General features: G+C 58.8%; 22 protein-coding genes. 6 read left to right on the top strand and 16 right to left on the bottom strand.

What is annotated here, in order from left to right; genetic code table 11:
• Positions 1 to 26: 26 nt before the first annotated feature.
• A complete protein-coding gene (gene ligA / locus HMPREF1206_RS06130) occupies positions 27 to 2,147 on the bottom strand; it encodes an NAD-dependent DNA ligase LigA (RefSeq protein ID WP_016422477.1) in 2,121 nt (706 codons plus the stop codon).
• A gap of 96 nt (positions 2,148 to 2,243) precedes the next feature.
• Between ligA and HMPREF1206_RS06125 the strand changes: the two genes are divergently transcribed.
• Both HMPREF1206_RS06125 and HMPREF1206_RS06120 read left to right on the top strand, forming a co-directional pair.
• On the top strand, positions 2,244 to 2,912 hold the full coding sequence (locus tag HMPREF1206_RS06125) for a 3'-5' exonuclease (protein ID WP_042388608.1): 669 nt from the start codon (positions 2,244 to 2,246) through the stop codon (positions 2,910 to 2,912).
• Between the two features lie 143 nt (positions 2,913 to 3,055).
• Positions 3,056 to 4,216: an ATP-binding protein gene (locus tag HMPREF1206_RS06120; RefSeq protein ID WP_016422475.1), complete on the top strand. Its 1,161-nt coding sequence runs from the start codon at positions 3,056 to 3,058 to the stop codon at positions 4,214 to 4,216.
• A 5-nt stretch (positions 4,217 to 4,221) separates the two neighbouring features.
• Here the strand turns inward: HMPREF1206_RS06120 and HMPREF1206_RS06115 are convergent, their stop codons facing one another.
• The 8 genes from HMPREF1206_RS06115 to HMPREF1206_RS06080 all read right to left on the bottom strand — a co-directional run bounded on the left by HMPREF1206_RS06115 (position 4,222) and on the right by HMPREF1206_RS06080 (position 12,922).
• On the bottom strand, positions 4,222 to 5,274 hold the full coding sequence (locus HMPREF1206_RS06115) for a hypothetical protein (protein ID WP_016422474.1): 1,053 nt from the start codon (positions 5,272 to 5,274) through the stop codon (positions 4,222 to 4,224).
• Positions 5,271 to 6,410 carry a tRNA 2-thiouridine(34) synthase MnmA gene (gene mnmA, locus HMPREF1206_RS06110; protein WP_016422473.1) on the bottom strand — a complete coding sequence of 380 codons (1,140 nt, stop codon included), beginning with the start codon at positions 6,408 to 6,410 and terminating at the stop codon, positions 5,271 to 5,273. The genes HMPREF1206_RS06115 and mnmA overlap by 4 nt, the downstream gene beginning before the upstream one ends.
• Positions 6,411 to 6,473: 63 nt before the next feature.
• Positions 6,474 to 7,625: a cysteine desulfurase family protein gene (locus tag HMPREF1206_RS06105; RefSeq protein WP_042389246.1), complete on the bottom strand. Its 1,152-nt coding sequence runs from the start codon at positions 7,623 to 7,625 to the stop codon at positions 6,474 to 6,476.
• A 253-nt stretch (positions 7,626 to 7,878) separates the two neighbouring features.
• The gene (locus HMPREF1206_RS06100) at positions 7,879 to 8,823 is read right to left on the bottom strand and encodes an electron transfer flavoprotein subunit alpha/FixB family protein (RefSeq protein ID WP_016422471.1); all 945 of its coding nucleotides are present in this window, start codon (positions 8,821 to 8,823) and stop codon (positions 7,879 to 7,881) included.
• Between the two features lie 54 nt (positions 8,824 to 8,877).
• Positions 8,878 to 9,663: an electron transfer flavoprotein subunit beta/FixA family protein gene (locus HMPREF1206_RS06095; RefSeq protein ID WP_016422470.1), complete on the bottom strand. Its 786-nt coding sequence runs from the start codon at positions 9,661 to 9,663 to the stop codon at positions 8,878 to 8,880.
• Between the two features lie 337 nt (positions 9,664 to 10,000).
• Entirely contained in the window at positions 10,001 to 11,185 is a 1,185-nt protein-coding gene (locus tag HMPREF1206_RS06090; protein WP_016422469.1) for a hypothetical protein, read from the bottom strand.
• Between the two features lie 54 nt (positions 11,186 to 11,239).
• Positions 11,240 to 12,079 carry a hypothetical protein gene (locus tag HMPREF1206_RS06085; protein WP_016422468.1) on the bottom strand — a complete coding sequence of 280 codons (840 nt, stop codon included), beginning with the start codon at positions 12,077 to 12,079 and terminating at the stop codon, positions 11,240 to 11,242.
• A gap of 6 nt (positions 12,080 to 12,085) precedes the next feature.
• Complete coding sequence (locus HMPREF1206_RS06080) at positions 12,086 to 12,922, bottom strand: ABC transporter ATP-binding protein (RefSeq protein ID WP_016422467.1); 837 nt, start codon at positions 12,920 to 12,922, stop codon at positions 12,086 to 12,088.
• 140 nt (positions 12,923 to 13,062) lie between these two features.
• Here HMPREF1206_RS06080 and HMPREF1206_RS06075 point away from each other — a divergent pair, with 140 nt between their 5' ends.
• Positions 13,063 to 15,093, top strand: a complete 2,031-nt coding sequence (locus HMPREF1206_RS06075) for an alpha-1,4-glucan--maltose-1-phosphate maltosyltransferase (protein WP_016422466.1) — start codon at positions 13,063 to 13,065, stop codon at positions 15,091 to 15,093.
• A gap of 180 nt (positions 15,094 to 15,273) precedes the next feature.
• Positions 15,274 to 17,469 carry a 1,4-alpha-glucan branching protein GlgB gene (gene glgB, locus HMPREF1206_RS06070; RefSeq protein ID WP_016422465.1) on the top strand — a complete coding sequence of 732 codons (2,196 nt, stop codon included), beginning with the start codon at positions 15,274 to 15,276 and terminating at the stop codon, positions 17,467 to 17,469.
• A 128-nt stretch (positions 17,470 to 17,597) separates the two neighbouring features.
• Here the strand turns inward: glgB and HMPREF1206_RS06065 are convergent, their stop codons facing one another.
• Positions 17,598 to 18,770 (bottom strand): serine hydrolase, encoded by a 1,173-nt coding sequence (locus HMPREF1206_RS06065; RefSeq protein WP_016422464.1) that lies wholly within the window; start codon positions 18,768 to 18,770, stop codon positions 17,598 to 17,600.
• A gap of 333 nt (positions 18,771 to 19,103) precedes the next feature.
• Here HMPREF1206_RS06065 and HMPREF1206_RS06060 point away from each other — a divergent pair, with 333 nt between their 5' ends.
• Positions 19,104 to 19,499 (top strand): TIGR02611 family protein, encoded by a 396-nt coding sequence (locus HMPREF1206_RS06060; RefSeq protein WP_016422463.1) that lies wholly within the window; start codon positions 19,104 to 19,106, stop codon positions 19,497 to 19,499.
• A gap of 51 nt (positions 19,500 to 19,550) precedes the next feature.
• Here HMPREF1206_RS06060 and HMPREF1206_RS06055 read toward each other — a convergent pair whose 3' ends face one another.
• Both HMPREF1206_RS06055 and HMPREF1206_RS06050 read right to left on the bottom strand, forming a co-directional pair.
• Positions 19,551 to 20,600, bottom strand: coding sequence for a co-chaperone YbbN (locus tag HMPREF1206_RS06055; protein WP_016422462.1), 1,050 nt, complete (start codon positions 20,598 to 20,600; stop codon positions 19,551 to 19,553).
• Positions 20,601 to 20,683: 83 nt separating this feature from the next.
• Positions 20,684 to 20,989 carry a thiamine-binding protein gene (locus tag HMPREF1206_RS06050; RefSeq protein ID WP_016422461.1) on the bottom strand — a complete coding sequence of 102 codons (306 nt, stop codon included), beginning with the start codon at positions 20,987 to 20,989 and terminating at the stop codon, positions 20,684 to 20,686.
• Between the two features lie 31 nt (positions 20,990 to 21,020).
• Between HMPREF1206_RS06050 and mce the strand changes: the two genes are divergently transcribed.
• Positions 21,021 to 21,473, top strand: a complete 453-nt coding sequence (mce, locus tag HMPREF1206_RS06045) for a methylmalonyl-CoA epimerase (protein WP_005509354.1) — start codon at positions 21,021 to 21,023, stop codon at positions 21,471 to 21,473.
• 364 nt (positions 21,474 to 21,837) lie between these two features.
• On the opposite strand, the gene nucS is transcribed toward mce, so the two are convergent.
• The 4 genes from nucS to atpD all read right to left on the bottom strand — a co-directional run bounded on the left by nucS (position 21,838) and on the right by atpD (position 25,151).
• Positions 21,838 to 22,530 carry an endonuclease NucS gene (gene nucS / locus HMPREF1206_RS06040; protein ID WP_005509457.1) on the bottom strand — a complete coding sequence of 231 codons (693 nt, stop codon included), beginning with the start codon at positions 22,528 to 22,530 and terminating at the stop codon, positions 21,838 to 21,840.
• A 77-nt stretch (positions 22,531 to 22,607) separates the two neighbouring features.
• Positions 22,608 to 23,111: a DUF2550 domain-containing protein gene (locus HMPREF1206_RS06035; protein ID WP_016422460.1), complete on the bottom strand. Its 504-nt coding sequence runs from the start codon at positions 23,109 to 23,111 to the stop codon at positions 22,608 to 22,610.
• Positions 23,112 to 23,328: 217 nt separating this feature from the next.
• Complete coding sequence (locus tag HMPREF1206_RS06030; RefSeq protein WP_016422459.1) at positions 23,329 to 23,700, bottom strand: F0F1 ATP synthase subunit epsilon; 372 nt, start codon at positions 23,698 to 23,700, stop codon at positions 23,329 to 23,331.
• A gap of 11 nt (positions 23,701 to 23,711) precedes the next feature.
• Positions 23,712 to 25,151: a F0F1 ATP synthase subunit beta gene (gene atpD, locus HMPREF1206_RS06025; protein ID WP_016422458.1), complete on the bottom strand. Its 1,440-nt coding sequence runs from the start codon at positions 25,149 to 25,151 to the stop codon at positions 23,712 to 23,714.
• Between the last annotated feature and the right edge of the window lie 2 nt (positions 25,152 to 25,153).

Raw genomic sequence — 25,153 nt, 5'->3', positions numbered from 1 at the left:
CAAATCCTGGCTGGGCCAAGCCCCAGCTAGGCCTGCCCAGTTTCCAGCAACCGCTTGAACCCATCCTCGTCGAGGATGGGCAAGCCCAGCTCCTCGGCCTTTGTGGCCTTGGAACCGGCGTTTTCGCCCACCACCACGTAGTCGGTCTTCTTCGACACCGACCCTGCGGCCTTACCGCCACGGGAGATAATGGCTTCCTTCGCGCTGTCGCGAGTGAAGTCCTCCAAAGAGCCGGTGACTACCACGGTCAATCCCTCTAGCACCTGATCTGGACGATCGGCGACCTCATCGGCCATACGCACACCGGCAGCTTCCCATCGCTCGACAACCTCGCGGTGCCAGTCCACCTCGAACCAGTCAGCCACGGAATCGCCGATGATCTCGCCGATACCGTCGATGGCCGAAATCTCTTCGCGGCTCGCAGCGCGCAGCGCCTCCATCGAGCCGAACTTCTGTGCCAAGGTCCGCGCCACTGTTGGGCCCACATGACGAATGGACAGGCTGACCAATACGCGCCACAGCTCTTTATCCTTAGCTGCCTCGATATTGGCCAACAGCTTCTTACCATTGGCATTCAGCGTTTTCCGCGAAGCCGTAGTGTAGACCTCAGTGCCGAGCAAATCTTCCTCGGTGAGGTCGAAGAGGCGGGACTCGTCGTCAAGCACGCCGCGATGAATCAAATCGGCAGCGCCCCTCTCCCCCAGGTTTTCGATATCAAACCCGGAGCGGGAGGCGAGGAATTCAATTCGACGACGCAGCTGGCCTGGGCAGTAGCGGGTATTGGGGCAACGCCAATCGGCATCGCTGTCCTTTGCCGGAGCCAAACGAGTACCGCACTCGGGGCAGAGAGTCGGGTAAATGTACTTTCGCTCGCTACCATCTCGGAGATCGGCCACGGGACCGAGCACCTCTGGAATCACGTCACCGGCCTTGCGGATAGTCACACGGTCCCCGATGAGCACACCCTTTCGGTGCACTTCAGAAGGGTTGTGTAGCGTCGCCATCTCGACAGTTGACCCGGCCACGAAAACCGGCTTCATCACGGCATATGGCGTCGCACGACCAGTTCGGCCGATGGAAACTCGAATATCCAGCAGGTCCGTGGTGACCTCTTCTGGCGGATACTTGTAGGCAATCGCCCAGCGCGGTGCCCGCGAGGTCGCGCCCAACGCGCGCTGCTCGGAAAGGGAGTCAACCTTGACCACAAGCCCGTCCATCTCGTGGATGGCGTCGTGGCGGTGCTCGCCCCAGTACTGCATCTGCTTGACGACGTCATCCGCGGAATGAACCTGCTTTGTATACGGCGACACGTGGAAACCCCACTCGTCCAAGGCACGATATGCCTCGTGCTGGGACTGTGGACGCCAGCCCTCGATATGACCAATTCCATGGCAAATCATGGACAACCGGCGCTTGGCCACTTCTGCAACATCCTTCTGTCGCAGGGAACCGGCGGCGGCGTTACGGGGGTTGGCAAACGGCTTCTGACCCGCTTCGACGCGATCGGCGTTGATGCGTTCGAACTCTTCCAACGAGATAAAGACTTCACCACGCACCTCGAGCACGTCGGGAATGTTCTCGCCACTGATTTCATGCGGAATATCTTCGATAGTGCGCGCATTGGCGGTGACGTTCTCCCCCACGCGGCCGTCTCCACGGGTGGCGGCTCGAACTAGGCGACCCTTCTCATAGACCAGGTCGATAGACAAGCCATCGATTTTCAGCTCGGTCAGATACGTGCTGGCCGGAGTGCGGGCCAGCCAGCCGCGCAACTCCTGCTCATCGAAAACATTGTCCAAGCTGTAGAGGCGTTCGAGGTGCTCAACGGGCTCGAACACTTCCCCGTCGGCAGGCGTGTCGACCTGCGCACCGACCTGCTGCGTGGGGCTGTCCGGCACCACCAGATCGGGCCACTGCTCCTCTAACCGCTGCAGTTGACGGAACATCTCGTCATACTCAGCATCGGAGATAACCGGCTGCGCGGTGTAGTACAGCGCAGCGTTTTCACGAATGCGAGTTGCTAGCTCTTGCCACTTCTCCCGGACGTCCGCCGGCGCTGGCTCGGAGGCGGGGGCGCTGGAAAACGAAGACAAATCGGAGGTTGACAGGTCGGAGTTCTCATCGGTCGAGGAAGTCACGTCGCTCATTCTATGTCATTGCCCGGATGCGCCGGGGGACACGGAAATTCTCTTGACCTTGTTCCTGCCCCTCAGCGAATCCGCACTCTCCGCTACAGTTGAGACATGCATAATTTCGATCCGCGACGCATGCTCGCGTTTGATCTGGAGACTACCGGCACGGATCCTCGCACCTGCAAGATTGTCACTTCCGCGCTGGTCCGACTGACTGAGCAGGGCAAAGATTCCACCATCATGCTCGCTGATCCCGGTGTTGAAATTCCGCAAGCTGCGTCTGATGTGCATGGCATCACTACTGAAAAAGCTCGCGCGGAGGGGCGCCCGCACGATGAAGTGCTAGCGGATACCATTGCCGGCCTTCGAGCTGCCTGGCGCGATGGTCTGACCGTAGTGGCCTATAACGCGGCCTATGATCTGACGGTACTGCGCTCGCAGGATCCCAGTTTTACCGTTGACGGCCTCGTCGTCGACCCCTTTGTGCTGGATAATTACTTCGACCCGGAACGTCGTGAAAAACGCACATTGACTGATGTCTCCCGCCATTATCAGGTGCGCCTGGACGGGGCACATGATGCCACCGAAGATGCTCTGGCGGCTGCGCGCATCGCATGGGTGATGGCGCGCCACTACCGGGAGCTAACCGAAAAATCGGGAGAAGAGCTGATGGAGCTGCAGGCCGTCGCGTACTACCGGTACAAGAAAAACTTGCAGCAGTACCTGGCCGAAAAGGGTAAGGATACGTCGGACTTCACCTTCGGGTGGCCGATGGACTAAGCAGCGGGTTCCCCCCCCACCCTCTCCGGCCCTCCCAATATCCAGAGTTTTGTGATTATCCAATGGAAACCAAATATCCAAAATTCGGCGGTGTATCCAAGTTATCCAAGCCGATGTGGATTATCCATTGCTATGATTGATGCGTGACCACTCGCAGCGACAAGGCCATCTCCATCCCACGCAATCCTTTCCACCCCACATTCGGCCGATCCCCGGCCATCATCGGTGGGCGCGATGTCGAGCTGGACTCGTTTGAGCTGGCTCTGGCGGAAGGCCCCGGTAATCCCTGGCGAACCGCGCTAATTTCCGGTACCCGCGGAATCGGCAAGACGGTACTTCTCAACGAGTTTGAAGCCGCAGCAAAGCAACTGGGATGGATTGTGCTGCGTGCTCACATCGGCTCTGAAATGATTTCTGAACTCACCGATGTCACCATTCCGCGCGCTTTCAGTGCCATTGACAGTGCACCGACGGGCAGGGGCCGTCACCTCACCGGCCTGTCCATCGCCGGCATTGGCGGGTTTAAGACGGAAGTCAGCACTTCTCAGCCCGAGCCCGGCAGGAATCTGCTCAGCCAACTTCAGGATCTCTCGGCTCTCCTCATGCCACAGGGATCCGGCATCTTGCTCACTCTCGACGAAGTGCAAAGTGCAGAACCCGCACAGCTCAACGAAATTGCCCATGCAATCCAGGACCTAAATCGCGACGATGCGGAGATTGCCTTTGTCGCAGCCGGGCTGCCCAGCGGTATCGAAGACTTGCTCCAGCTAGAGGGCGCAACATTCTTACGCCGTGCCGAACGCGTGTCTCTGGGCCGATTGGACGTGGAGACCACCAAGGACATCATTCGCAGAACTGCAGAACTCGGCGAACGCGCGATGACCGAGGATGCCGTCGAGCTGGCCGCTGAACTCAGCCACGGCTACCCGTATCTCATACAGACCATTGGCTCAGTCGCTTGGGCGAAGGCCAGGTTGGCCCACTCGGACACCATTACCGCTCAGCATGTCTCGGATGCCGCAGCGGAATCCATCCGCCGCATCGGGCTGCAAGTTCATGCGCCCAGCCTGCGGAAAGTGCCACCTCGCCAGATTGATTTTCTCAAAGCGATGGCGCGCCTCTCTCCCAATGGAAAGCCCGTGGCCACGAGCGTCATCGCAGAGACCATGGGACGCAAACTCTCTGGCATCTCACAGCTTCGCCATGACCTGATTTACCGCGAGTTGATTGTGTCAGCGTCAACGGGATACGTGGAATTCACGCTTCCCTACTTCGCCGACTACCTCAATACGCTGGTGGAATAAGGTCGCTATTCGTCGCGAGCCAAGTCACCGGCTGCCCGACGAAGAAGCTCCGTGGCATTGCGGCCTGCGCCGAGTTGCGCCTGTGCTTCTTCATTGGAGCTGGCAGCAAAGCCGCCCATCGGCGCCAGATTCAGGCTCTCAGCAATCTGTAGGCGCGAATAGCCCAGCTCATCCCAGAACAGCGCTGCTTGCTCAGCGAGTGCTCGAGCCGGTGTCGCCACCGGGACGCCCGTGTGCTCTTCTCGCTCCGTGACCGTCACTGGCACAATACCTAGCTCCAGGGACATATCGGCACCGACCACGGCAGCCGCAAAATCCAGTTGCTGCGTGGTGGTCAGTTCTTTGCGAGGTAGCCACACTCCGGCCGCACCGGAATCCGCCAAGGCCTGAACAGCCAGGCCATCGGGGCTCGACAGCGCGATGGTCACTTCGATGTCGTCGTCACGCAGCGGCCCCGTGACCTCGAGGAAGATCTCCGCGATCTCGCGGTGCCCCTGGGCGGGGAGATAGCCCGCGTTGCCCATCAGCATGGACGGGGCCTTGATTTTGCCCTGTGCGACTGCACCGAGTGCGGGTTCTGCCAGAAGTACCTCGATGTCGCTGTCGAAACGCCGACGGACATCGGCGATGTGGGAAGCCAATCCCGCGGCCAGCGACTGCGCGAAGTATTTCACGGCGCCGCGGTCAACGGCGATGAGATGGCCTGCGGCATTTTCCACCGAAGTCGCCATCGTCCATGGGCCGAGAGCGGTCAGGCGAATTTTCTGCGGGGTGCGTCCCCACGCTTCCTCGCACGCGTCGATGTCGCGGTGGAGATAATCAGTGGCCAAGGCACTCGCGCGACCACGACGGTCGGCGACTTTCCAGGAGCGCGCTCCCCTGTCGACGACGAGGTCAGCCATGAGGGCGGCCGTGCGACCGACGGCATCGGCGCCGAACCCACGGGCGGGCAACGTCGGTAGCGTGAGGTGACCTTCCAGGCATTCGCCAATGACAATCTCTGCCGTCTCGTGTGGATTGCGGCCCGGCATCGGGCCAAGGCCGACAAAGGAGGTCACGACAAGTCCTCTTCACGGGCGGTCGAGACAATCGTGCCGGAGCCCAGCACGTAGTCGCCCGCAGTGTCAGTGTGGTACAAAACAGCGGCCTGACCAGGAGCGACACCACGAAGCGGATCGCTCAGGTGCAGCCGGAAGGCGCCACCGCGTCCGGTGACGTCATCGTCAGGTCCTGCCAGCACTTCAATGCGGCAGTCGATGGGGCGACCGTGCGCACGCACCTGCACCTGCAGCTTGCCGGCCTCCGAGGCAGCGAGTACCTCATCCGGGTTGGCCAGCCAGATGGCACGGTCGGCCTCGAGCACGTTGACATTCAGGTCCACAGCCGTGCCGATTGTCACCGTGCCGGTCTCTGCATCAATGCCGGTGACATAGCGCGGCTTGCCATCCGGCATCGGCCCCGCCAGGCCAATCCCCTTGCGCTGACCAATGGTGAAACCGTAGACACCGTCGTGCTCAGCGACGGTGTCGCCAGTTTCCTTATCCACAATGGTGCCCGGGCGACGGCCAATCTTCGCGCCCAGGAACGCCTTGGTATTGCCATCCGGGATGAAGCAGATGTCGTAAGAGTCCGGCTTGTTGGCAGTGCCTAGTCCCATCCCGCGGGCTTCTTCACGAATCTCTGGCTTCTCGGTGTTTCCTACCGGGAACATCGAGCGCTGCAGCTGCTCGCGATCCAGCACGCCCAGGACATAGGACTGGTCCTTCTTCGCATCGCGGCCGCGGCGCAACAGGCCGTCGTCGCCAAGCAAAGCGTAGTGCCCCGTGACCACAGCGTCGAAGCCGAGCGCGATGCCGCGCTCTAGTAGAGCGGCGAACTTGATGCGTTCATTGCAGCGCAGGCATGGGTTCGGCGTCTCGCCGCGCTCGTAGGAGTCGTAGAAGTCATCCATGACCTCTTCCTTGAAGCGCTCGGAGAAATCCCAGACGTAGAAGGGAATGCCCAGCTCATCGCAGACGCGGCGGGCATCGCCGGAGTCCTCTAGCGAACAGCAGCCGCGGGATCCGGCGCGAACGGACTGCGGATCTTTCGACAGCGCCAAGTGCACGCCGACGACCTCGTGACCTGCGGCCAATGCACGCGCCGCAGCCACGGAAGAATCCACACCACCGCTCATTGCTGCAAGAACTCGCATTGCGTTGCAACCTTTCCCCTCTAGATTTTGTGCACGTGTCACCGTACCACCACGGGGCAAAAACTAAGCCATGCCAGCACGCCGCGCCCGCTCGACCGTTTCCGGCAGCGCCGAAATGACGGCGTCGACATCCGCCTGCGTCGAGGTGTACCCCAGCGTAAAACGAATCGACGACCGCGCTTCCGGCTCCGAAACGCCCATCGCCATCAGCACGTGCGAGGGACGATTAACGCCCGCGCTACATGCCGATCCCGTAGAACAGTCAATTCCCGCCGCATCGAACAGCATGATCAAACTATCGGCCTCCGCGCCCGGGAAGCTGGCGTAGACATGCCCCGGCAAAGCGAGCTCGCTGGTGTGGATAATCGCACCGTCGATGTGCATGATTGCCCTGATGAGCTGCTGCGTCAGACCGCGGATTCGCTCATTGTCCGCCGCCATCGTGTCCACCGCCGCGCGCAGTCCTGCCGCCATGCCCGCCGCCGACGCCACGTCCTGCGTGCCCGAACGCAGTCCGCGTTCCTGCCCGCCGCCGTTGTTATGCGGGGTAAGTTTCGCTTCACGACGAACAAGCAGCGCCCCAATCCCACGGGGACCGCCGAACTTGTGCGCGGAGATGGCCATTGTAGTGGCGCCACTTGCGTGGAAATCAATGGGCAGATGTCCGGCTGCCTGCACAGCATCGATATGGAAAGGCACGCGAGCATCCTTCGCCCGCTTGGCAATCTCCTCCACCGGCTGGATGGTGCCGGTCTCATTGTTCGCCCACATGCACGTCACCAGCGCGGTGTTCTGCCGACTCATCTCCGGGAACTGCACCATGTCAACGCGACCATCAGCACCTACAGGAGCCTCAACAATCTTGGCCCAGTGTTCCTTTTCCAGATGGTGGCATGTCTTCAACACTGCATCGTGCTCGATTGGTGGAACCACAATGTCCGAGCCAGAGGCCTTGAAGTACAGGCCTGAAATCGCTAGATTGTCGGCCTCAGTTCCACCGGAAGTAAAAACTACCTCGATGGGATCGGCACTGAGCAGCTCTGCAATTTCTTCTCGGGACTCTTCCAGAACCTTTTTCGCAATGCGTGCGGTGGCGTACTGCCCCGAGGGGTTGGCCAGACCTAGGTTCTCGACCATTGCCGTGCGCGCTTCTGGGCGCAATGGTGTAGTCGCGGCATGATCCACAAAGTAACGGGTCTTCGCAGCAGACTTCATTTCACTCTTCTCGTCCGGAGCGGCAACGATGTGGTCATTAAGCATGCAGGCAGTATAACGCTGCGTGCGCCTTATGCTCACTATCCGCCATAGTTAAACCTCACTGTCTGCACGAACAGATGAGTAGGACCAAAAAAATGCTCGGGGCGGGAACAGACAGGAAATCTGTGCCCACCCCGAGCGGGTAGTTGCTAGCCGAGTTGACTCTCGGCCAGCAGCCTTACGCAACTAGCAGCCTTAAGGCAAGTGCGTATTACTTCAGGTTCTCGATAGCCTGCGGGACAACGTCGAACAGGTCACCGACGACACCGAAGTCAGCAATCTCGAACAGCGGAGCCTCTTCGTCCTTGTTGACCACAACGATGGTCTTGGAGGTCTGCATACCTGCCTTGTGCTGGATAGCACCGGAAATACCCAGAGCAACGTAGAGGTCCGGGGAAACGGTCTTACCGGTCTGGCCAACCTGGAACTGACCCGGGTAGTAGCCAGCGTCAACAGCAGCACGGGAAGCACCAACAGCTGCGCCGAGAACGTCTGCCAGCGGCTCAACAACGTTCTTGAAGCCATCCTCGGATGCGACACCGCGGCCACCGGAAACAACCAGCTTAGCCTCGGTCAGCTCCGGACGGTCGCCGCCCTCAGCCGGTGCGAAGGAAACGATCTCGACAGCGTTGTTGCCGATCTCTGGGAATGCAATCTCGGTAACGTCAGCGGAACCGGACTTCTCCTCCGGGTCAACGGAGCCCGGACGCAGAGCGTAGACCGGGGATGCGCCGTAGCCGACACCGTCAACGATGTACTCGCCACCGAAGATGGAGTACTTAACGGAAGCGTCATCGTTGATAGCAACAACGTCGGACAGCAGACCGGAACCGGTCAGCGCAGCGACGCGGCCAGCGATTTCCTTGCCGGTTGCGGAAGCGGAAACCAGCACCGGAACCTCACGCTCGGAGGCCAGGCCGACGAGAACGTCAACCTCAGGGGTGATCAGGTACTTGTCGGCATCGTCGGACTCAGCAGCGAGAATCTCGCCAGCGCCGTAGGAGGCCAGGGTGTCTGCGAAGCCAGCAGCGGTACCCGGGGTACCCACGACAACTGCGGCCGGGGTGCCGAATGCGGAAGCAGCGGTCAGCAGTTCAGCGGTGGTGTTCTTCAGCTCGCCATTTGCGTGCTCGACGAGAACGAGGACGTCGGTCATAGTGATCTTTCTCCTACTTGTATCTCTATTTGTCTTCTATTCGCGTCAAGCGCCTTAGATGAACTTCTGGGCCTTGAGGTACTCGGCCAGCTTGGCGCCGCCGTCTCCCTCATCGTTAATGCGCTCACCAGCGGTCTTAGCCGGCTTCGGAGTGGAGCCAGTGACACCGGTAGCTGCGTTTTCGAGACCAACCTGCTCTGCCTCAGCAGCAACATCGTCCAGAGTCAGCTCGGTGACCGGCTTCTTCTTAGCGGCCATGATGCCCTTGAAGGATGCGAAGCGCGGGCTATTAGCCTTCTCAGTGACGGAGACGACTGCCGGCAGGGATGCCTTGAGCTGGTAGATGCCGTCTTCAACCTCGCGCTCACCGGTGATGGAGTCACCTTCGATAGCGACAGAGCGCAGGTGAGTCAGAACCGGCAGGTCGCGGTAGACACCGAGGATAGCCGGGACGGAGCCGGTGCCACCGTCAGTGGAGGCATTGCCGGTGACAATGAGGTCAACATCCTCGAGAGTGTCGATGACGTTGGACAGAGCCCATGCGGTCTGAACAGCGTCGGAACCTTCAAGTGCGTCGTCCGAAAGAATGACGGCGTCGTCTGCACCCATGGACAGAGCCTTGCGCAGTGCCTCGACGGCACGATCCGGGCCAACAGTTGCGACGGTAACGTTTCCGCCGTGCTCTTCCTTCAGCTGCAGGGCAGCTTCAACAGCGTTCTCATTAATTTCGTCGAGAACTGCGTCTGCAGACTCACGATCGAGGACAAACTTGTCATCGGTGAGCTTACGCTCGGACCAGGTGTCCGGAACCTGCTTGACCAGAACCACGATGTTCGGCATTTTTCTGTCGTCCTTACTGGTTGATTACTGGTGAACGTTTATCTGACCTTACTTCGCAAGCCGCCTCACAATAAAGTGAACCAGGCCACGCTCTAGGTCGTCTGTGTTGAAGATAACAGAACCTATCGCCAATGCGAAGGTGATCCAGATAACAATGTCGTTATTTTTTTAAATTTTTTTCTACACCACGAGCACAGCCTGCCCGCCAACATGCCATTTCCGCATGTCAGACGTTAATAGTACGCAATCAACTGCAGCTGTCTCCGCAGTATTCGCCGACAGCAAACACCGATCCCCAACGGGCTACCCCCACCAGTTTTCCGTCGTAAAGCGGTCCTTAACCGATCTCCCGGGGCTGACAGATAAACGCCGTCGCGCTCCGTCCGATGCGCGTGACAACCACCGCCAATGCCCTGGAGCCCTTAAGTTTCCACTGCTTGCGCAACGCGTCGGGGTTGACGTCTACGCCGCGCACGAGAATCTCCACCGATCCGCAATCCAACGCTGCCAGTGCCTTGCGAACCTGCTTCAACCCCACTTGCTCAATAACTTCGAACCCGGCAATCCCCTGCGGCAAAACACCGCCACTGACGTGCGCAATCCGCTCATCGAGCTGCCAGAGCCCATGCGCCGCCGCAAAATGCCGCACCAGCCCGGCGCGCACAATCGCCCCATCCGGATCAATGATGTACCGGCCGGCAGCGCGCACATCGACGTCGTCAGGCATGGTGTCGTCGTATGTCTGCACGTCCACCGCCGACAACTCTAACGGCCTGTGCTTATCGACGGTCTGGATAACCATCGCCGATCGCGTTACGGATTGCCCATCGGTAACTCCGGCCAGCCCCGGCGTATATAGACATGCCTCCTTGACCGCACCGTCCACCGAAGTGACAGCCACTTCCCCGCTCCACTCGCTGAAGTCGAGGCCTGGCGCGCATTTGATAGCTAGTTCTTTGTCGGGCCAGGCAGCTATGAGCGCCGGCAGCGATGGGAGCAAGTCCTCCGGGTTGGTGATTCTACGCCCACCGGAGCGGCGGGCAGGGTCAGCGACAATGACAGGTGCGTCAAAGGCCGGTTGCAAAGCATCGGCCTGCGCGAAGATGTTCTTGCCGACGTTATGCCGCGCCATGGCCAACCGTGCAAGGTCGAGATCAGACCCGACGACGGTCAGGCCCTCGTGGTCAATTGCTGCCACTTCAGTACCAATGGAGCAGGTCACATCGGCCACTGCTTCGACACCGAGATCCGCAAGCCTACGGGCGCGAGCCATCGCGACGACAAAGGGCGTGGCCTGTTGCGCTGCTTCGGAAGAGAAGATCCAGTCCCCTGGCAGTTTGCTGACCGCCGAACGCCGAGCTGCCGCAACTTCAATGACCGCGCGACCAAACTCGCCACAGTGTTGGCGTAGATGCGCGGAGTCTGCAATCAGAGACTTTTTAGTGAGCGCGAGCTGGTCGGCCTCATCTAGCCACTCCGGGTGAGCAGCAACAGCGGCCACCTCTGCAGCGGACAGGGACACTCGTTATCTCCTTCCAACTAGGGATCAGCCGGTTAACGGGGGTTGAGTAGTCGGCTAACGGTTCATACGTTTGCGCAAATGCCCCATGTGGGTGGCAACGGCAAAGTACTCATCCATAAAAGGTTCCCCGAGGAAGTCACTACTGGTGCGTCGCACCGGAGTGTTTCTGGCCGCCTCGAGAGCCTCGGCCACAGTACTGACGCCGTCCAAGCGAGTTAGTTGCGCCCAGGTCGGAGGCATGAGGCCAAGTAGCCCACGGCGCCATCCATCCAAAATCGTAGTCGGTCGGAACCAACCTGAAGATGATGCCTCAGAGGTGTCACCGTCGGCCCTTTGACCGTCGGGAAGCGCGGCGAGGAAGAAATAGGTGTCGTAGCGAATGGGGTTGGATTCGGGTGTCACCCAGTTAGCCCAAGGACTGACGAGTTCGGCATCGAGCGCCAGATTTTCATTGCTAAGGAAATCCGTCAATGACAACTCGTGGGCTTCCAACTGTCGTCGCTGACGGTGGAAGCGGTGACCATCTGCGACAATCTCACCGCCAGCATCGCGAACCAACAGAGTGCCTGTTTCCTCAAAGGTCTCACGCACGGCCGCGCAGGTGAGCGCGTGCGCCCGCGCGCAGTCGACGTTAAAAGCCTGCGCGATCCGCGACTCAGGGTCGGCTTCCGACGGCTCGGTCACGGCCATGACCTCATTCGCGACAGCGGGGAAATCACGCTGGTCTACTCCACCGCCGGGGAACACGGTCATGTTGGCCGCAAAGCGCATTGAGGATACGCGTTCTTGAACGTAGACCTCGAGCCCGCAGTGGGTGTCGCGGAGCAGCAACACAGTCGCAGCCAGTTTCGGCGACGCGGGTGTATTCGGGGTTTCAGGTGTCGGAACCGCCATGAGCGTCTACTTCTTCCGGTGCTTTCCAGCAGGCCGTGCCCGGCGCGCAAAGTAGCGATCATCGATGCGATCGACGACGATTTCCTGGTGGAAAGCCTTGGTCAGGTTCTCACTGGTCAGGACGTCGTCAATAAGCCCCTGTGCGATGACATTGCCTTCGTCGAGGAGCATCGCATGGGTGAAGCCGTACGGAATGTCTTCCGGGTGGTGCGTAATCATCACCATCGCCGGCGCATCCGGGTCGAGTGCGAGTTCGCCTAAGTAACCGACGAGGTCCTCGCGACCGCCGAGGTCGAGTCCGGCTCCCGGCTCGTCGAGAAGCAGCAATTCGGGGTTGACCATCATGGCTCGTGCGATGAGTACGCGCTTGCGCTCTCCCTCACTGAGAGTGCCCCAGGTGCGGTCTGCAAGATGCTCAGCACCCATGCGCTCGAGAATCTCGGAGAGCTGTTCGAAATCCATCTCTTCATAGGTCTCACGCCAGCGCCCCAGGACGGAGTAACTGGCGGAAATAACAAGGTCCGCGACCTTTTCGTCATTGGGAATGCGGTGAGCAATCGACGATGATGTCAAACCAATCATGGTGCGCAGATCACGCATGTCGGTGCGCCCAATCTGCTCGCCCATCACATGGGCCACCCCTGAAGACGGGAACTCCTCCGCTGCAGCAATGCGCATCAAAGAAGTTTTGCCTGCACCGTTCGGCCCCATGATGACCCAGCGTTCGTCAAGTTCTACTTGCCAATCGACCGGCCCGACCAGCGTACGGCCACCACGGATGAGGTTTACGTCGCGAAAGTCGAGTAGCAAATCTTCGTTAAAGTCTTCTTCCAATTCAGCCACACATCCATGGTGCCCTAACTTTGCCCAAATGTGCGCTTGGACATTCTCATCTATCCTCGGTAGAGAGCAAATCGAGTTCACTCGAGATGGTTTTGCTTCGATTTTCACCTAGCTCGCCGACAATTAGGAGAACGTCTTTTATGACTGGTCGAATCGGTATTGATGACATCCGTCCTCAAATCAACGGTGGTGCAACTCCATCGAAGGCCGTAGTGGGTGAAGTCGTCCCAACCTTTGCCGTCATTTGGCGAGAAGGCCACGACGCGATGAACGCCACGCTCAACGTCAAGGGGCCGAAGAAATCAGCTTTTGCTTCCCGCTCACAGCGCATCCCAATGCACTTTTCTGACCATGATCCAAATCAGGTCAATGCCACCTTCGTCCCAGACGTTCCGGGGCTGTGGACCATTCGCATTGATGCCTGGTCCGACCCGATGGCAACGTGGCGCAACGCTATCACCAAGAAGTTCGAGGCCGGTCAGAGCGAAGCTGAACTCGCTAATGATCTAGAAATTGGCGCCGCTCTCTTCGACCGCGCCGCCGCTGGTGCCGCTGCTATCCACCGCAACCACCTACGCTCCATCGCCGCAGGTCTGCGCGGCGACGGCGATCTTCGCGCCCGCATTGCAGCCGCGCTTTCCGACGAGACCCGCGCCATTTTGCAGGCGCACCCGGTGCGCGACCTTTTGACCCGCGGAAAGACCCGCAAGATCAAGGTTGACCGCCGCGAAGCCCTGTACTCCTCTTGGTATGAGTTCTTCCCCCGTTCCAACGGTGGTTACGGCGAAAATGGCGAGCTGCTGCACGGCACATTCAAGACTGCGGTTGCACAGCTTGATCGCGCTCAGCGCATGGGCTTCGACACGGTCTATCTGCCCCCGATTCACCCAATCGGTGAAATCAACCGCAAGGGTCGCAACAACACCCTGACCCCGGAACCGGGCGATGTCGGATCTCCGTGGGCTATCGGCTCCGCAGAAGGTGGCCACGACGCCATCCACCCGAGCCTCGGTGACGAAAAGGACTTCAAGGAATTCATCAAGGCTGCTAAGGAGCGCGACCTCGAGGTCGCTATCGACCTAGCGCTCCAGTGTGCACCGGACCACCCCTGGGCTAAGGCTCACCCGGAGTGGTTCACCGTGCTGCCGGACGGCACCATTGCCTACGCCGAGAATCCGCCGAAGAAGTACCAGGACATCTACCCGCTGAATTTCGACAACGATGCCAAGGGCCTGTACGCAGAGGTTCTGCGTGTAGTGAAGTTTTGGGTCAAGCGTGGAGTCAAGGTCTTCCGCGTGGATAACCCCCACACCAAGCCGGGCAACTTCTGGGAATGGCTGATTGAAACCGTTCACGAAACCAACCCGGAGGTCATCTTCCTCGCCGAGGCCTTCACCGCCCCGGCCCGCCTCTACGGCCTGGCCAAGGCTGGCTTCACTCAGTCCTACATCTACTTCCCGTGGAAGACTACGAAGGAAGAGCTGACCGAATTCGGCGAGGAGATTACCCGCCATGCGGACATCGCTCGCCCATCCCTATGGGTCAATACCCCCGATATTCTGCATGACTTCCTGGTCAAGGGCGGCCGTGGCGCCTTCGCCATCCGCGCCGCGCTGGCTTCAACCCTATCTCCGCTGTGGGGCATGTACTCCGGCTTCGAGCTGTTTGAAAACGTTCCGGTCAAGGAGGGCTCCGAGGAGTACCTCGACAGCGAGAAGTACCAGCTCCGCAGCCGCGATTACGACCAGGCACTGGCCACCGGCAACTCGCTGGAGCCGTTCATTGCCACGCTGAACAAGATTCGCCGCGAGCACCCTGCTCTGCAGCAGCTGCGCAACCTGCACTTCCACGACATCGACAATGACAACCTGCTGGCTTACTCGAAGCTCGATCCGGTCACCGGCGATGCCATCCTCGTTGTCCTCAACCTCGATCCATGGAATGCCCAGGAAGCTACCGTGCACCTCGACATGGATTGCATCGGGCTCCGCAACCACGACCGCATGGATGTCACTGACCTGATTACCGGCAACCAGTTCAACTGGGGCAAGGACAACTACGTCCGCCTGGCACCGTGGGAAAACGTCGCGCACATCATCAAGCTGCCGGAAATCGATGTCAAGCTCCGCCACAAGTTGGCTTGGCGCGACGTCCCCGACTACGAGGGCTAGAACGCTTGCTGGGAACTTTCGGGGTTAGTGGGCCGCTGACCTGACCACTGTCGCAACGATTCGTCGTTAGGCTGGCGGGTGAGTTAGCAGCCCACTGTCCCCTACCTCCCTCTATTTCTTTAAAACTTAACTCAACAACTTCACATTCACCTACCTAGAAACGCTTCGGAAGGACCTTCCATGGGAGCCCACACAGATCCCCGCCTCGCAATTGATTCCGGCGATATGGATCGCCTGCGCTACTGCACCCATCACGATCCGCACAGCATCTACGGCGCACACGTCGTGGACGGTGACACGGTTATTCGCACGAGGGTCTTCGGCGCTCAGGCAGTTACTGTCGTCAGCACGCGCGGCGAGTTTGAAGCGGAGAACCTGGGCGACGGTTTCTTCACCGCCCTCGTCCCAGGCGGCGATGACTTCGACTACCGCCTGCGCATTACGTGGGACTCCGGCGAGACCGTAGAGCGTGCCGACGGCTACCGTTTCCTCCCCACTATCGGCGCTGGTGACCTACACCTAATCGGCGAGGGACGTCATGAGGAACTGTGGAAGGTTCTCGGTGCTCACCTTCGCAGTTACGACACAGAGCTGGGTACGGTCGAAGGCACCTCGTTTACGGTCTGGGCTCCGAACGCACGCGGCGTCGCCGTGGTCGGTGACTTCTGTATGTGGAACGGCGCGCAGTACCCAATGCGCTCTATGGGTGGCGCAGGTATCTGGGAGCTGTTCATCCCGGGTGTGGGTGAGGGCGAAGTCTACAAGTTCGCGATCACGACACCGGAGGGACAGCGCCGCGATAAGGCCGACCCTATGGCGCGTGCTGCTGAGCTCCCACCGGCTACCGGGTCGATTGTTGCGACCTCTGACTACGCCTGGGGTGACCAAGCGTGGATGGAAAAGCGCGCCAACACTGACTGGACCGAAGAGCCCATCTCTATCTACGAGGTCCACTTGGGTTCCTGGAAGCAGGGCCTGAGCTACGAAGTTATGGCGGAGAAGCTGGTGCGCTACGTGGTCGACATGGGCTACACCCACGTGGAGTTCATGCCGGTATGTGAGCACCCGTTCACCGGTTCCTGGGGTTATCAGGTTTCCGGCTACTACGCTCCGACCAGCCGCTTCGGCACCCCAGATCAGTTCCGCGGTCTAGTTGATGCCTTCCACGCCGCTGGCATCGGTGTCATCATGGACTGGGTTCCGGGGCACTTCCCGAAGGACGAGTTCGCACTTGCCCGCTTCGATGGCACGGCTTGCTACGAGCACCCGGACTGGCGCCGCGGCGAGCAGCGCGACTGGGGCACCTACGTTTTCGACTTCGGCCGCAACGAGGTACGCAACTTCCTCTACGCCAACGCACTGTACTGGGCGGAAGAGTTCCACATCGACGGTCTGCGCGTCGACGCAGTGGCTTCCATGCTGTACCTGGACTACTCCCGCAATGAAGGCGAGTGGCTGCCGAACCAGTACGGTGGCCGTGAAAACCTCGATGCTGTTCAGTTCCTGCAGGAATTCAACGCCACGGTACACAAGCACAACCCGGGCTTCCTCACCGTGGCCGAAGAATCCACTTCTTGGCCGGGTGTGACCGCACCTACCGAGCACGGTGGCTTGGGCTTCTCTATGAAGTGGAACATGGGCTGGATGAATGACACGCTGGAGTACTTCAGCAAGGAGCCGATTTACCGCTCCTACCACCACCATGAGCTCACTTTCGCTATGGTCTACGCCTACTCGGAAGAGTTCATTCTGCCGATTAGCCACGACGAGGTCGTGCACGGCAAGGGCTCGCTGTGGGAGCGCATGCCGGGCGGCGATTGGGATAAGGCCGCAGGCCTACGTACTTTCCTGACCTTCATGTGGGCACACCCGGGCAAGCAGCTTCTATTCCAGGGTCAGGATCTTGGCCAGAACCACGAGTGGAACCACGATGAGTCCGTGGCTTGGGACAACCTCGAAGGTTGGAGCGGCGAATTCCACCGCGGCATTCAGCTGCTGGTTAAGGACATCAACGCCATCTACAAGGAAAACCCGGCGTTCTACACCCAGGATGACCGCCCAGAGGGCTTCCAGTGGATTAACGCGGATGATTCCACAAACAATGTTGTGTCCTTTGTCCGTTACGGCACCGATGGATCGGTCGTCGCCTGTGTCTATAACCTGTCGGGAACCACGCAGGAAATCTACAAGATTGGCGTACCGCGCGGTGGTCAATGGACGGAGATCCTGAACACAAACGCATCGCGTTACGAGGGCTCCGGCTACGGTGAAAACGGTACTGTGACCGCGGTTGAGCACGGTTGGAACGGCCAGGCTCACTCGATTGATTTGGTGCTGCCGGCCAACACCGCCGTTTGGCTGAAGTGGCAGGGCTAGTCCCGAATCAAGCCAAACAAAAGACAATCTCATAGGAATTGCCCGTGCTGCACGGTTTTCAGTGATCTGAGTTTCGGCCTGAAAACCTGACTCACGGGCAATTTTGTTTTAGGGAGCGTATCCAGGTTTTATCCTCGGAACGGATTGAACCAGTCAGGTTCCAAAGATTCGTTGTAATTCGCAGAATCTGAATCATCGGTGTACGCGGATCCATCCATGCTGTCGGTTCCGATGCGATCCGGAATGCCGTCGCCATCCTCATCTGCACTCCACGTCGCAGCCTGCTTAGCACTCAGTGGCTTGCCATCCTCACCAAGGCGATTGTAATCCGGCAGCAGCGGGGCTATTTGGGAACCCAGCTGGCCGAGCAGTCCGTCGGTAAGCTCATTGAGCGGCACCTCATCAAAGCGCGTCGTAATGGCGTAAGCGATGGGTCCGGCTGCGGTGTACAAAATACCGTGGTCATTAACGCCCTCGGCAGTGTCACCGGTCTTCTGGACCGCGGAGCCGACGTACATCACAAACTTCTGCGAACCACCGTAAGTGAGGTAGGTCAATGCAGTTTGTGCCGTGTCCTTGGTAATGAAGTTGTGCTTTGAGGTGCCATCGGCCACTTCCTGGAGACGTGCCATGAACAGCGCAGCTTGAGAGGGAGTAAACCAGGACCGATCACCGCTGGGATTGGGGATGTTGAACTTGTTGCCCAGGTGGTAGCGCTTGTCATCAACACCGGCTTCCTTGATGGTTTTGTTGACCTCGTCGAAACCACCGACAGCGTCAATCAACCCATTCGCCGCGGTGTTGTCCGAATACCGCATCACGTACTGCAACAGCCCGTCGAGCGTGTATTGGCCAGGGCCAATCACGCTTCCGCCAACACCATTGTCCCAATCGACCGTCACCGTCTTGTCTAGGTCATCGCCGAATTTCTTCAGCGCAGTAACCACTAACGGAGCCTTGATGGTCGATGCGGAGTACTCCTTCGTATCCTCGCCTACCGACGCCGTGAGCCCTTTGTATGGACCGTCAATGACACGCAAATAGACACCTAAATCAATGCCATAGTTGTCGGAGAAACTCTTAGCCGCAGTATCGAGGACGTCCTGTGCATCAGACCAGGTGACTTCCTCGGAAGCATCCCAACCGTTATCTGGAGCATTAGGTTTTGTGGTAGCAGTGGTGGCCTTGGACCCGGTGGTGCTTGGGACATCGATGGTGCACCCCGCCAACAGAGTCGAGGCCGAAAGCGCAACAATGACCGAGGCGGAAGTAGCGCGAAGGGCTTTGGGGCGAAGTCGCATGCAAAACTCCTGGCTGCAGAAAACTGAAGACCAAAGGCACCTAGCGCAGTATGAACTGTCTGAGGTGAACAGGTGGATGAGATGCAGTGGTAACTGCTGTAAACCACTGAGAACTGTTGGAAGATTACCACCTTCCGAAAAATCTCGTTGCACTGGGGCGCAGCTTTTGTGCAACAATGGATTAAATATAGACATGATTAAAAGAATCAATGTCCAACGGTGCACCCAGGCAGTTGAGCTGCACATTTGATGCTTAATGCTTCAACGATGCCTCGTCCGAGACCGCTGCTAGAAATAGCGCACGGCACCGAAAATCGGAGGAAGTGAATCGCAATGAAGGAAAAGGTACATCGCTTGATGGACCGCATGCAGATTCGCCATGCCCATATGCGCAACACCTGGTATGGGCCGGTACTCTCCCCGGTTCTTCTCGTCGCAGGCTTCGTATTGCTCATTGTTGGCATTATCATTTTGCCAACTCCTGCTCCCGGATGGCTCTGCATCTTTGTTGCACTGGGAATTCTCTCGTTGGTGCATCCGCCGACACGTCGCCTGAACATCTGGTTGGCAGCAAAATTGGACGCCTTTTACGCCTGGTATGCGGAGCGTCATGTGGCAATGAAAGCAACACTTTTCCTGTTGCTAATGGCGTTTATGGCCGCTGTAATGGGCAGCGTCTACTACTTCATGGCTCCGGATGACTGGCCATACACCGACGCTTCAAGCTAGGAGCCTGAGCGCTTTCCAGGCTCCTAGTACAGTGCCCCTAGTCCAGTACTCCTAGTACAGTGCGCTAGCCATCCTCCGGCGTGCATCCAATGCCACTGGATCTGCGGTATCGAATAGCACAAGCAGCTCTAGTAGACGCGACTTGATGGCCTCACGGTCATCGCCAAACACCTGCGGGAGCAACTTCAACAAACGATCGAGCGCCTTCGCTGGATCGTCGACAAGCATCGTGACATCCGCGGCATCGAGGGCGAGCGCGACGTCCTTCGGCGCAGCGTCGGCCTTTGCAATTGGATCTGCGCTGCGATCAATCTTGGCAGCGCGGGCGAAGAAGGACACATTCGCGTGGGCGCGCTTCAGCCCCTGATTTGCGGGCTCGGACTGCAGCATGGCGTCATACAGCTCCAACGCTCCGTCGAAATCGCCCTCCTCGAGCAACTCTTCGGCCTGCTCCAAACGCGGGTCATCGGTGGGTACGGGATTGCCGAAGAAGTCAGTAGGCTCCGGAGCCTCCGGTCCGCTGCCCTCCCCAGCCATACGAGTTCCCGCCGGCAACCCCTTGAGACGACCCCGAGTGGCCTCCATAACCTGCGCCAGCCACTGCTCCAGCCAATCCCTGGTTTTCTCGCCGACAAACATGCCAATGGGACTGCCCATAGCCACAGCCGTGACTGTCGGCACTGCCTGCACACCGAATGCCTGGGCCAGCTGCGGATGCTCCTCAGCATCTGCCCACGCCAGGATCCAGTTCAAATTAGCCTCACGGGCCAAGCCTTCTAGCTCAGCCCGAAGACGCAACGAATCAGCTGCTCCAGCCATGCCGATCAAGACAATAACCGGTACCTGCTCCGAGCGCAGAACGACTTCTGCCTCAAGGGTCTGCGGGACAATCTCAACTACAGGAGGAAGCCCATTTCCCTGATCACTGGTTGCCCGCTCGATCTCCTCTCGGCGCTTACGTTCGGCTTCGGCGCGCTGGTGGAGCTGCTCCAAATCAACCGTGCCGGGCGGTGGTGGCGGAGTCGAGCACTCGCGGTGACCGTGTGCTCCATGCGAGTGACCATGAGAATGGCCATGTGCGTGACCATGTCCAGCTGGCATCGTAAAAGGGTTCCTCTCCAGTGTCGTCGTAAAGCCTATGTGAAGACCTATGTAGAGCCTACGTGTCCAATCCGAACAAGAGACTAGTCGGTGGCTTTTAGCACATCCTCGACCGCATCCACTTTCGCACGCAGCTGCCCGGTATATCCGTTACGAATGTCCGCCTTGATGACCAGAGAAGTTCGTGGACTGACACGGCTGACTGCTTCCGTGGCTCGCTTAATGACATCCATCACCTCATCCCATTCGCCTTCAACAAGGGTGAACATGGCATTGGTCTCGTTGGGCAGGCCAGATTCGCGCACAACACGCACGGCTTCAGCAACAGCCTCAGCCATTCCCTGCTCAGGATCGGAGAAAGTGGGGGCAACAGAAAATGCGACAATCATGGCGCCGATAATAGCGAGTACCCTGGGAACTATGAGTGAGACACAGATTCCCGTTCCCCATAAGTACGTAGTCGCTGTTGATCACGTCGGCGTCGCAGTCCCGGATTTTGATGCCGCTATTGAGTGGTACCGCGCAAATCTTGGTTTCATCAACTACCACGATGAAGTCAATGAAGAGCAGGGCGTCCACGAGGCCATGGTCGGCCCGGCCGACAAGGTTGAAGGTGGCACTCTGGTTCAGATTCTTGCGCCACTGAATGACCAGTCCACGATTGCAAAGTACCTGGACAAGAAGGGGCCAGGAATCCAGCAGTACGCAGTTCGCGTCACTGATCTGGAGGCGCTGATGGCGCACCTGAAGGAGCAGGGCACCCGGGTGCTGTACCCGGAGCCGAAGATCGGTACCGCAGGTTCGCGCATCAACTTCATCCACCCGAAGGATGCCGGTGGCGTCCTGCTGGAGCTCGTTGAGCCGGCTAAGTAAATCTATCCCCAGCGGCGCGTGATAGTGCGGTGAGCTCTGTTGCGCCAGCAGTTAGTGTGCCAATGGCGCCGGTCATCGGCGCCTGCACCATAATCCTGCGGCCAAGCTACGATGTGCGAGGTCCCGGGCATGATTTCCTGGTCGCACCCTGGACAGCGATAAACCTTGTTCGACTGTCCAGCGCTGATGTTACGCACCGCAAAGTCCACGTCCTGCCAACCGGCAGGCCCAGATTCAGTGCGGGTGTTTTGGAAAGAACTGCCAAATGTGGGCAGGCTGCCGCGATTCTGGCCGTGGTTATTACGCCCGCCGCGTTGGTTGCCTCGTTGATTACCGCGCCGCTTGTGGTTTCGCCTAGGCATGGCTAGAACAACCGCAATTCGTTGGACTCCAGGCCACGCAGGGCGTCGTAATCCACGGTCACACAGCGAATCCCACGATCCTCTGCCAGAGTCTTGGCCTGTGGCTTAATCTCCTGGGCAGCAAAAATCCCTTCCACCGGTGCCAGCAGCTCATCGCGGTTCAGCATCTCCAAGTAACGGGTTAGCTGCTCAACACCATCGATACCGCCCCGACGCTTAACCTCGACTGCAACGGTGGCGCCGTTTTCATCGCGGCCAAGCAGATCCACCGGTCCGATCGGGGTTGGGTATTCGCGCCTAATCAGGGTGTAGCCCTCGCCAAACGTTGTGAACTGATCTGCAAGGAGTTCCTGTAGATGCGCTTCTACCCCGTCCTTCTCCAGGCCAGGGTCCTCTCCCAGTTCGTACGTGCTATCAGCCAGCACCTTGCCGATAGTGATACGAAGTTGCTCGCCCTTCTTATTCTCAACGACCCAGAGCTTTTCACCAGTGTCTTCCCCCGACTCGTCGAGAATATCCTTCTCCGTCAGCGTGCACGGCGGTGTCATCCAGTTCAGAGGCTTATATGCACGGTCGTCGGCATGCACAGAAACTGACCCATCTGCTTTCACCAACAGCAAGCGCGGGGCATGAGGCAGATGGGCATTCAAGCGACCGACATAGTCAACAGTGCATTCAGCAATCACAAGGCGCATTCCCCTACCCTAACGTGACTGCCGCGCGGGAGAAAACAATACCCACTAGAGCCTTAGCAATAGCCTGTCGTAAGAGACTAGTACTGACTTCCCCGGCCACGGTTATAAGCCGAACGGAAGCGTCGCTCAATATCTGTAGGAAACTCACGAGTCTGGCGTGACGACGGCTTCGACTCCACCCACGCCACCAGCGCAGTGTCCGAGGACGAGTCCACGGCAAACTCCCATTCGGTATTTTTCCCCGTTTTAATCCTGACTACCCGAAGCCCGGGCGCGAAAAAACCCGCCTCGATGTCAGTCGGATCTCGGCGATCCACAATAGTGACATCGTGACGGGCAAATTCGGCATCACAGCCAGGACGCAGCGAACGTAGCTTGTACATCTTCAACGTCGACTCTGAATAAACAATGACACCATGGCGCCAATGACTGCCATCACCTGCAGGAAGGCGACGAGCAATAACAGGAGTACCTTTTGCATGCAGGCTGGCGAAACGCCACAGGGCAAGGACCCCGCCGACGATCAACATCGCACCGATAATCATGAACATGATTGACATCATGGTTACGCTTGAAAACACTATCTGCCAGCCTCGCATCCGGGTGAATAGACGACGAACCTTGGTTCAAAAGCGCTTTAGAGGCTTTTTACAAACCCTACCCGATTGTTGCACTGACATGAAAAATAACTAAGAAAAACGGGGCGGGAAGCTGGCAAGATTTCTCTTGCGAGCTCCCCGCCCCGTTTAAAGAAGCAGGAAGAATACGGTCGTGCGACCGGATGTTCAGGCGAAAAGACTAGTTGGTGGAAGCGCGACGAGCCGCGCGGACCTCCGACTCAGCCTGTGCCTTTACTGCAGGGTCATCCGAAGTCAGGTTGGACTCGGCCTCGGAGAGGTTAACCTCGTCAGCCCAGATTGCCTTATCCGCGAGGATCGAAACCTTCGAGGTAGACACGGAAATGAACCCACCCTGTACCGAAGCGACAAGAACCTTGCCGTCTGCGGTCTTGATGGTCACCGTGCCGTTGTTGACCAGCTGGCCAAGCAACGGCTGGTGTCCGGGCAGCACGCCGATCTCACCCTCGGTGGTCTGGGCAGAGACCAAGGTGGCCTTGCCCTTCCAGAGCGGTCGCTCAACGGCAACCAGTTCAGCGGTGATTTCAGCCATGAGGATGCCCCTTACTTCTTCTGCATTTCAGCGTACTTCTTCTCGACATCGTCGAGGCCACCCAGGCCGTCGAAGGCCATCTCCGGGTAGTTGTCGAAGTCGCCCTTGCAGATGCGGTCGAAGGCAACAATGGTGTCCTTCAGCGGGACGTACGAACCAGGCAGACCCGTGAACTTCTCAGCAACGAAGAAGCTCTGACCCAAGAATCGCTGGATACGACGTGCACGCTGCACGGTCACCTTGTCCTCCTCAGACAGCTCGTCCATACCGAGGATGGCGATGATGTCCTGGAGTTCCTTGTTCTTCTGCAGGATGTTAATAACCTGCTGAGCAACTCGGTAGTGCTCCTCACCGACGATCGACGGCTCGAGGATACGAGAAGTCGAAGTCAGCGGGTTCACTGCCGGGTAAATACCCTTCGATGCAATCGAGCGGTCGAGCTCGGTGGTTGCATCGAGGTGGGCGAAGGTCGTTGCCGGAGCCGGGTCGGTGTAGTCATCGGCAGGCACGTAGACGGCCTGCAGAGAGGTAATCGAACGGCCCTTGGTGGACGTAATGCGCTCCTGCAGAACACCCATCTCGTCAGCCAGGGTCGGCTGGTAACCCACGGCGGAAGGCATACGACCCAGCAGGGTCGAAACCTCAGAACCGGCCTGGGTGAAACGGAAGATGTTGTCAATGAAGAGCAGCACGTCCTGGTGCTGAACATCGCGGAAGTACTCTGCCATGGTCAGACCCGACAGCGCGACGCGCATACGGACTCCCGGAGGCTCGTCCATCTGGCCGAAGACGAGGGCGGTGTCCTGGAGAACGCCCATCTCTTCCATTTCCAGGAAGAGGTCGGTGCCCTCACGGGTACGCTCACCAACACCGGCGAAGACCGAAGTACCGGAGAACTCGCGTGCAATACGAGTAATCATCTCCTGGATCAGAACGGTCTTACCGACACCGGCACCACCGAACAGACCAATCTTGCCGCCCTTAACGTACGGGGTCAGCAGGTCGATGACCTTAATACCGGTTTCCAGAATCTCGGTCTTGCCCTCGAGCTGGTCGAAGGCCGGCGGCTCACGGTGGATGCCCCACTGCTCACCATCGCGACCCAGGCCCGGCTCATCCAGGCAGTCGCCCATTGCGTTAAAGACGTGACCCTTGACGACGTCACCAACCGGAACCGAAATCGGCTTACCGGTGTCCTTGACCTCTGCACCGCGGACCAGGCCGTCGGTCGGAGCCATAGCAATGGTACGAACCATGTTGTCACCGAGGTGCTGTGCAGTCTCGAGGACAATGGTCTTGGCGACCGAAGGAAGGGTAACTTCCACGGTCAGCGCGTTGTAAAGTGCCGGCAGTTCGTTACGCGGGAACTCCACGTCGACGACGGCACCGATGACACGCACAACACGGCCCACAGCCGTGGTGGTGTTCTGCTCACTTAGAGCTGTGCTCATAT

It is taken from the genome of Corynebacterium sp. HFH0082 (assembly GCF_000411235.1).
Lineage (GTDB): Bacteria > Actinomycetota > Actinomycetes > Mycobacteriales > Mycobacteriaceae > Corynebacterium > Corynebacterium jeikeium_D.
The sequence above is the reverse complement of the archived record's forward strand: the minus strand, read 5'-3'. Positions and strand labels throughout refer to the sequence as shown.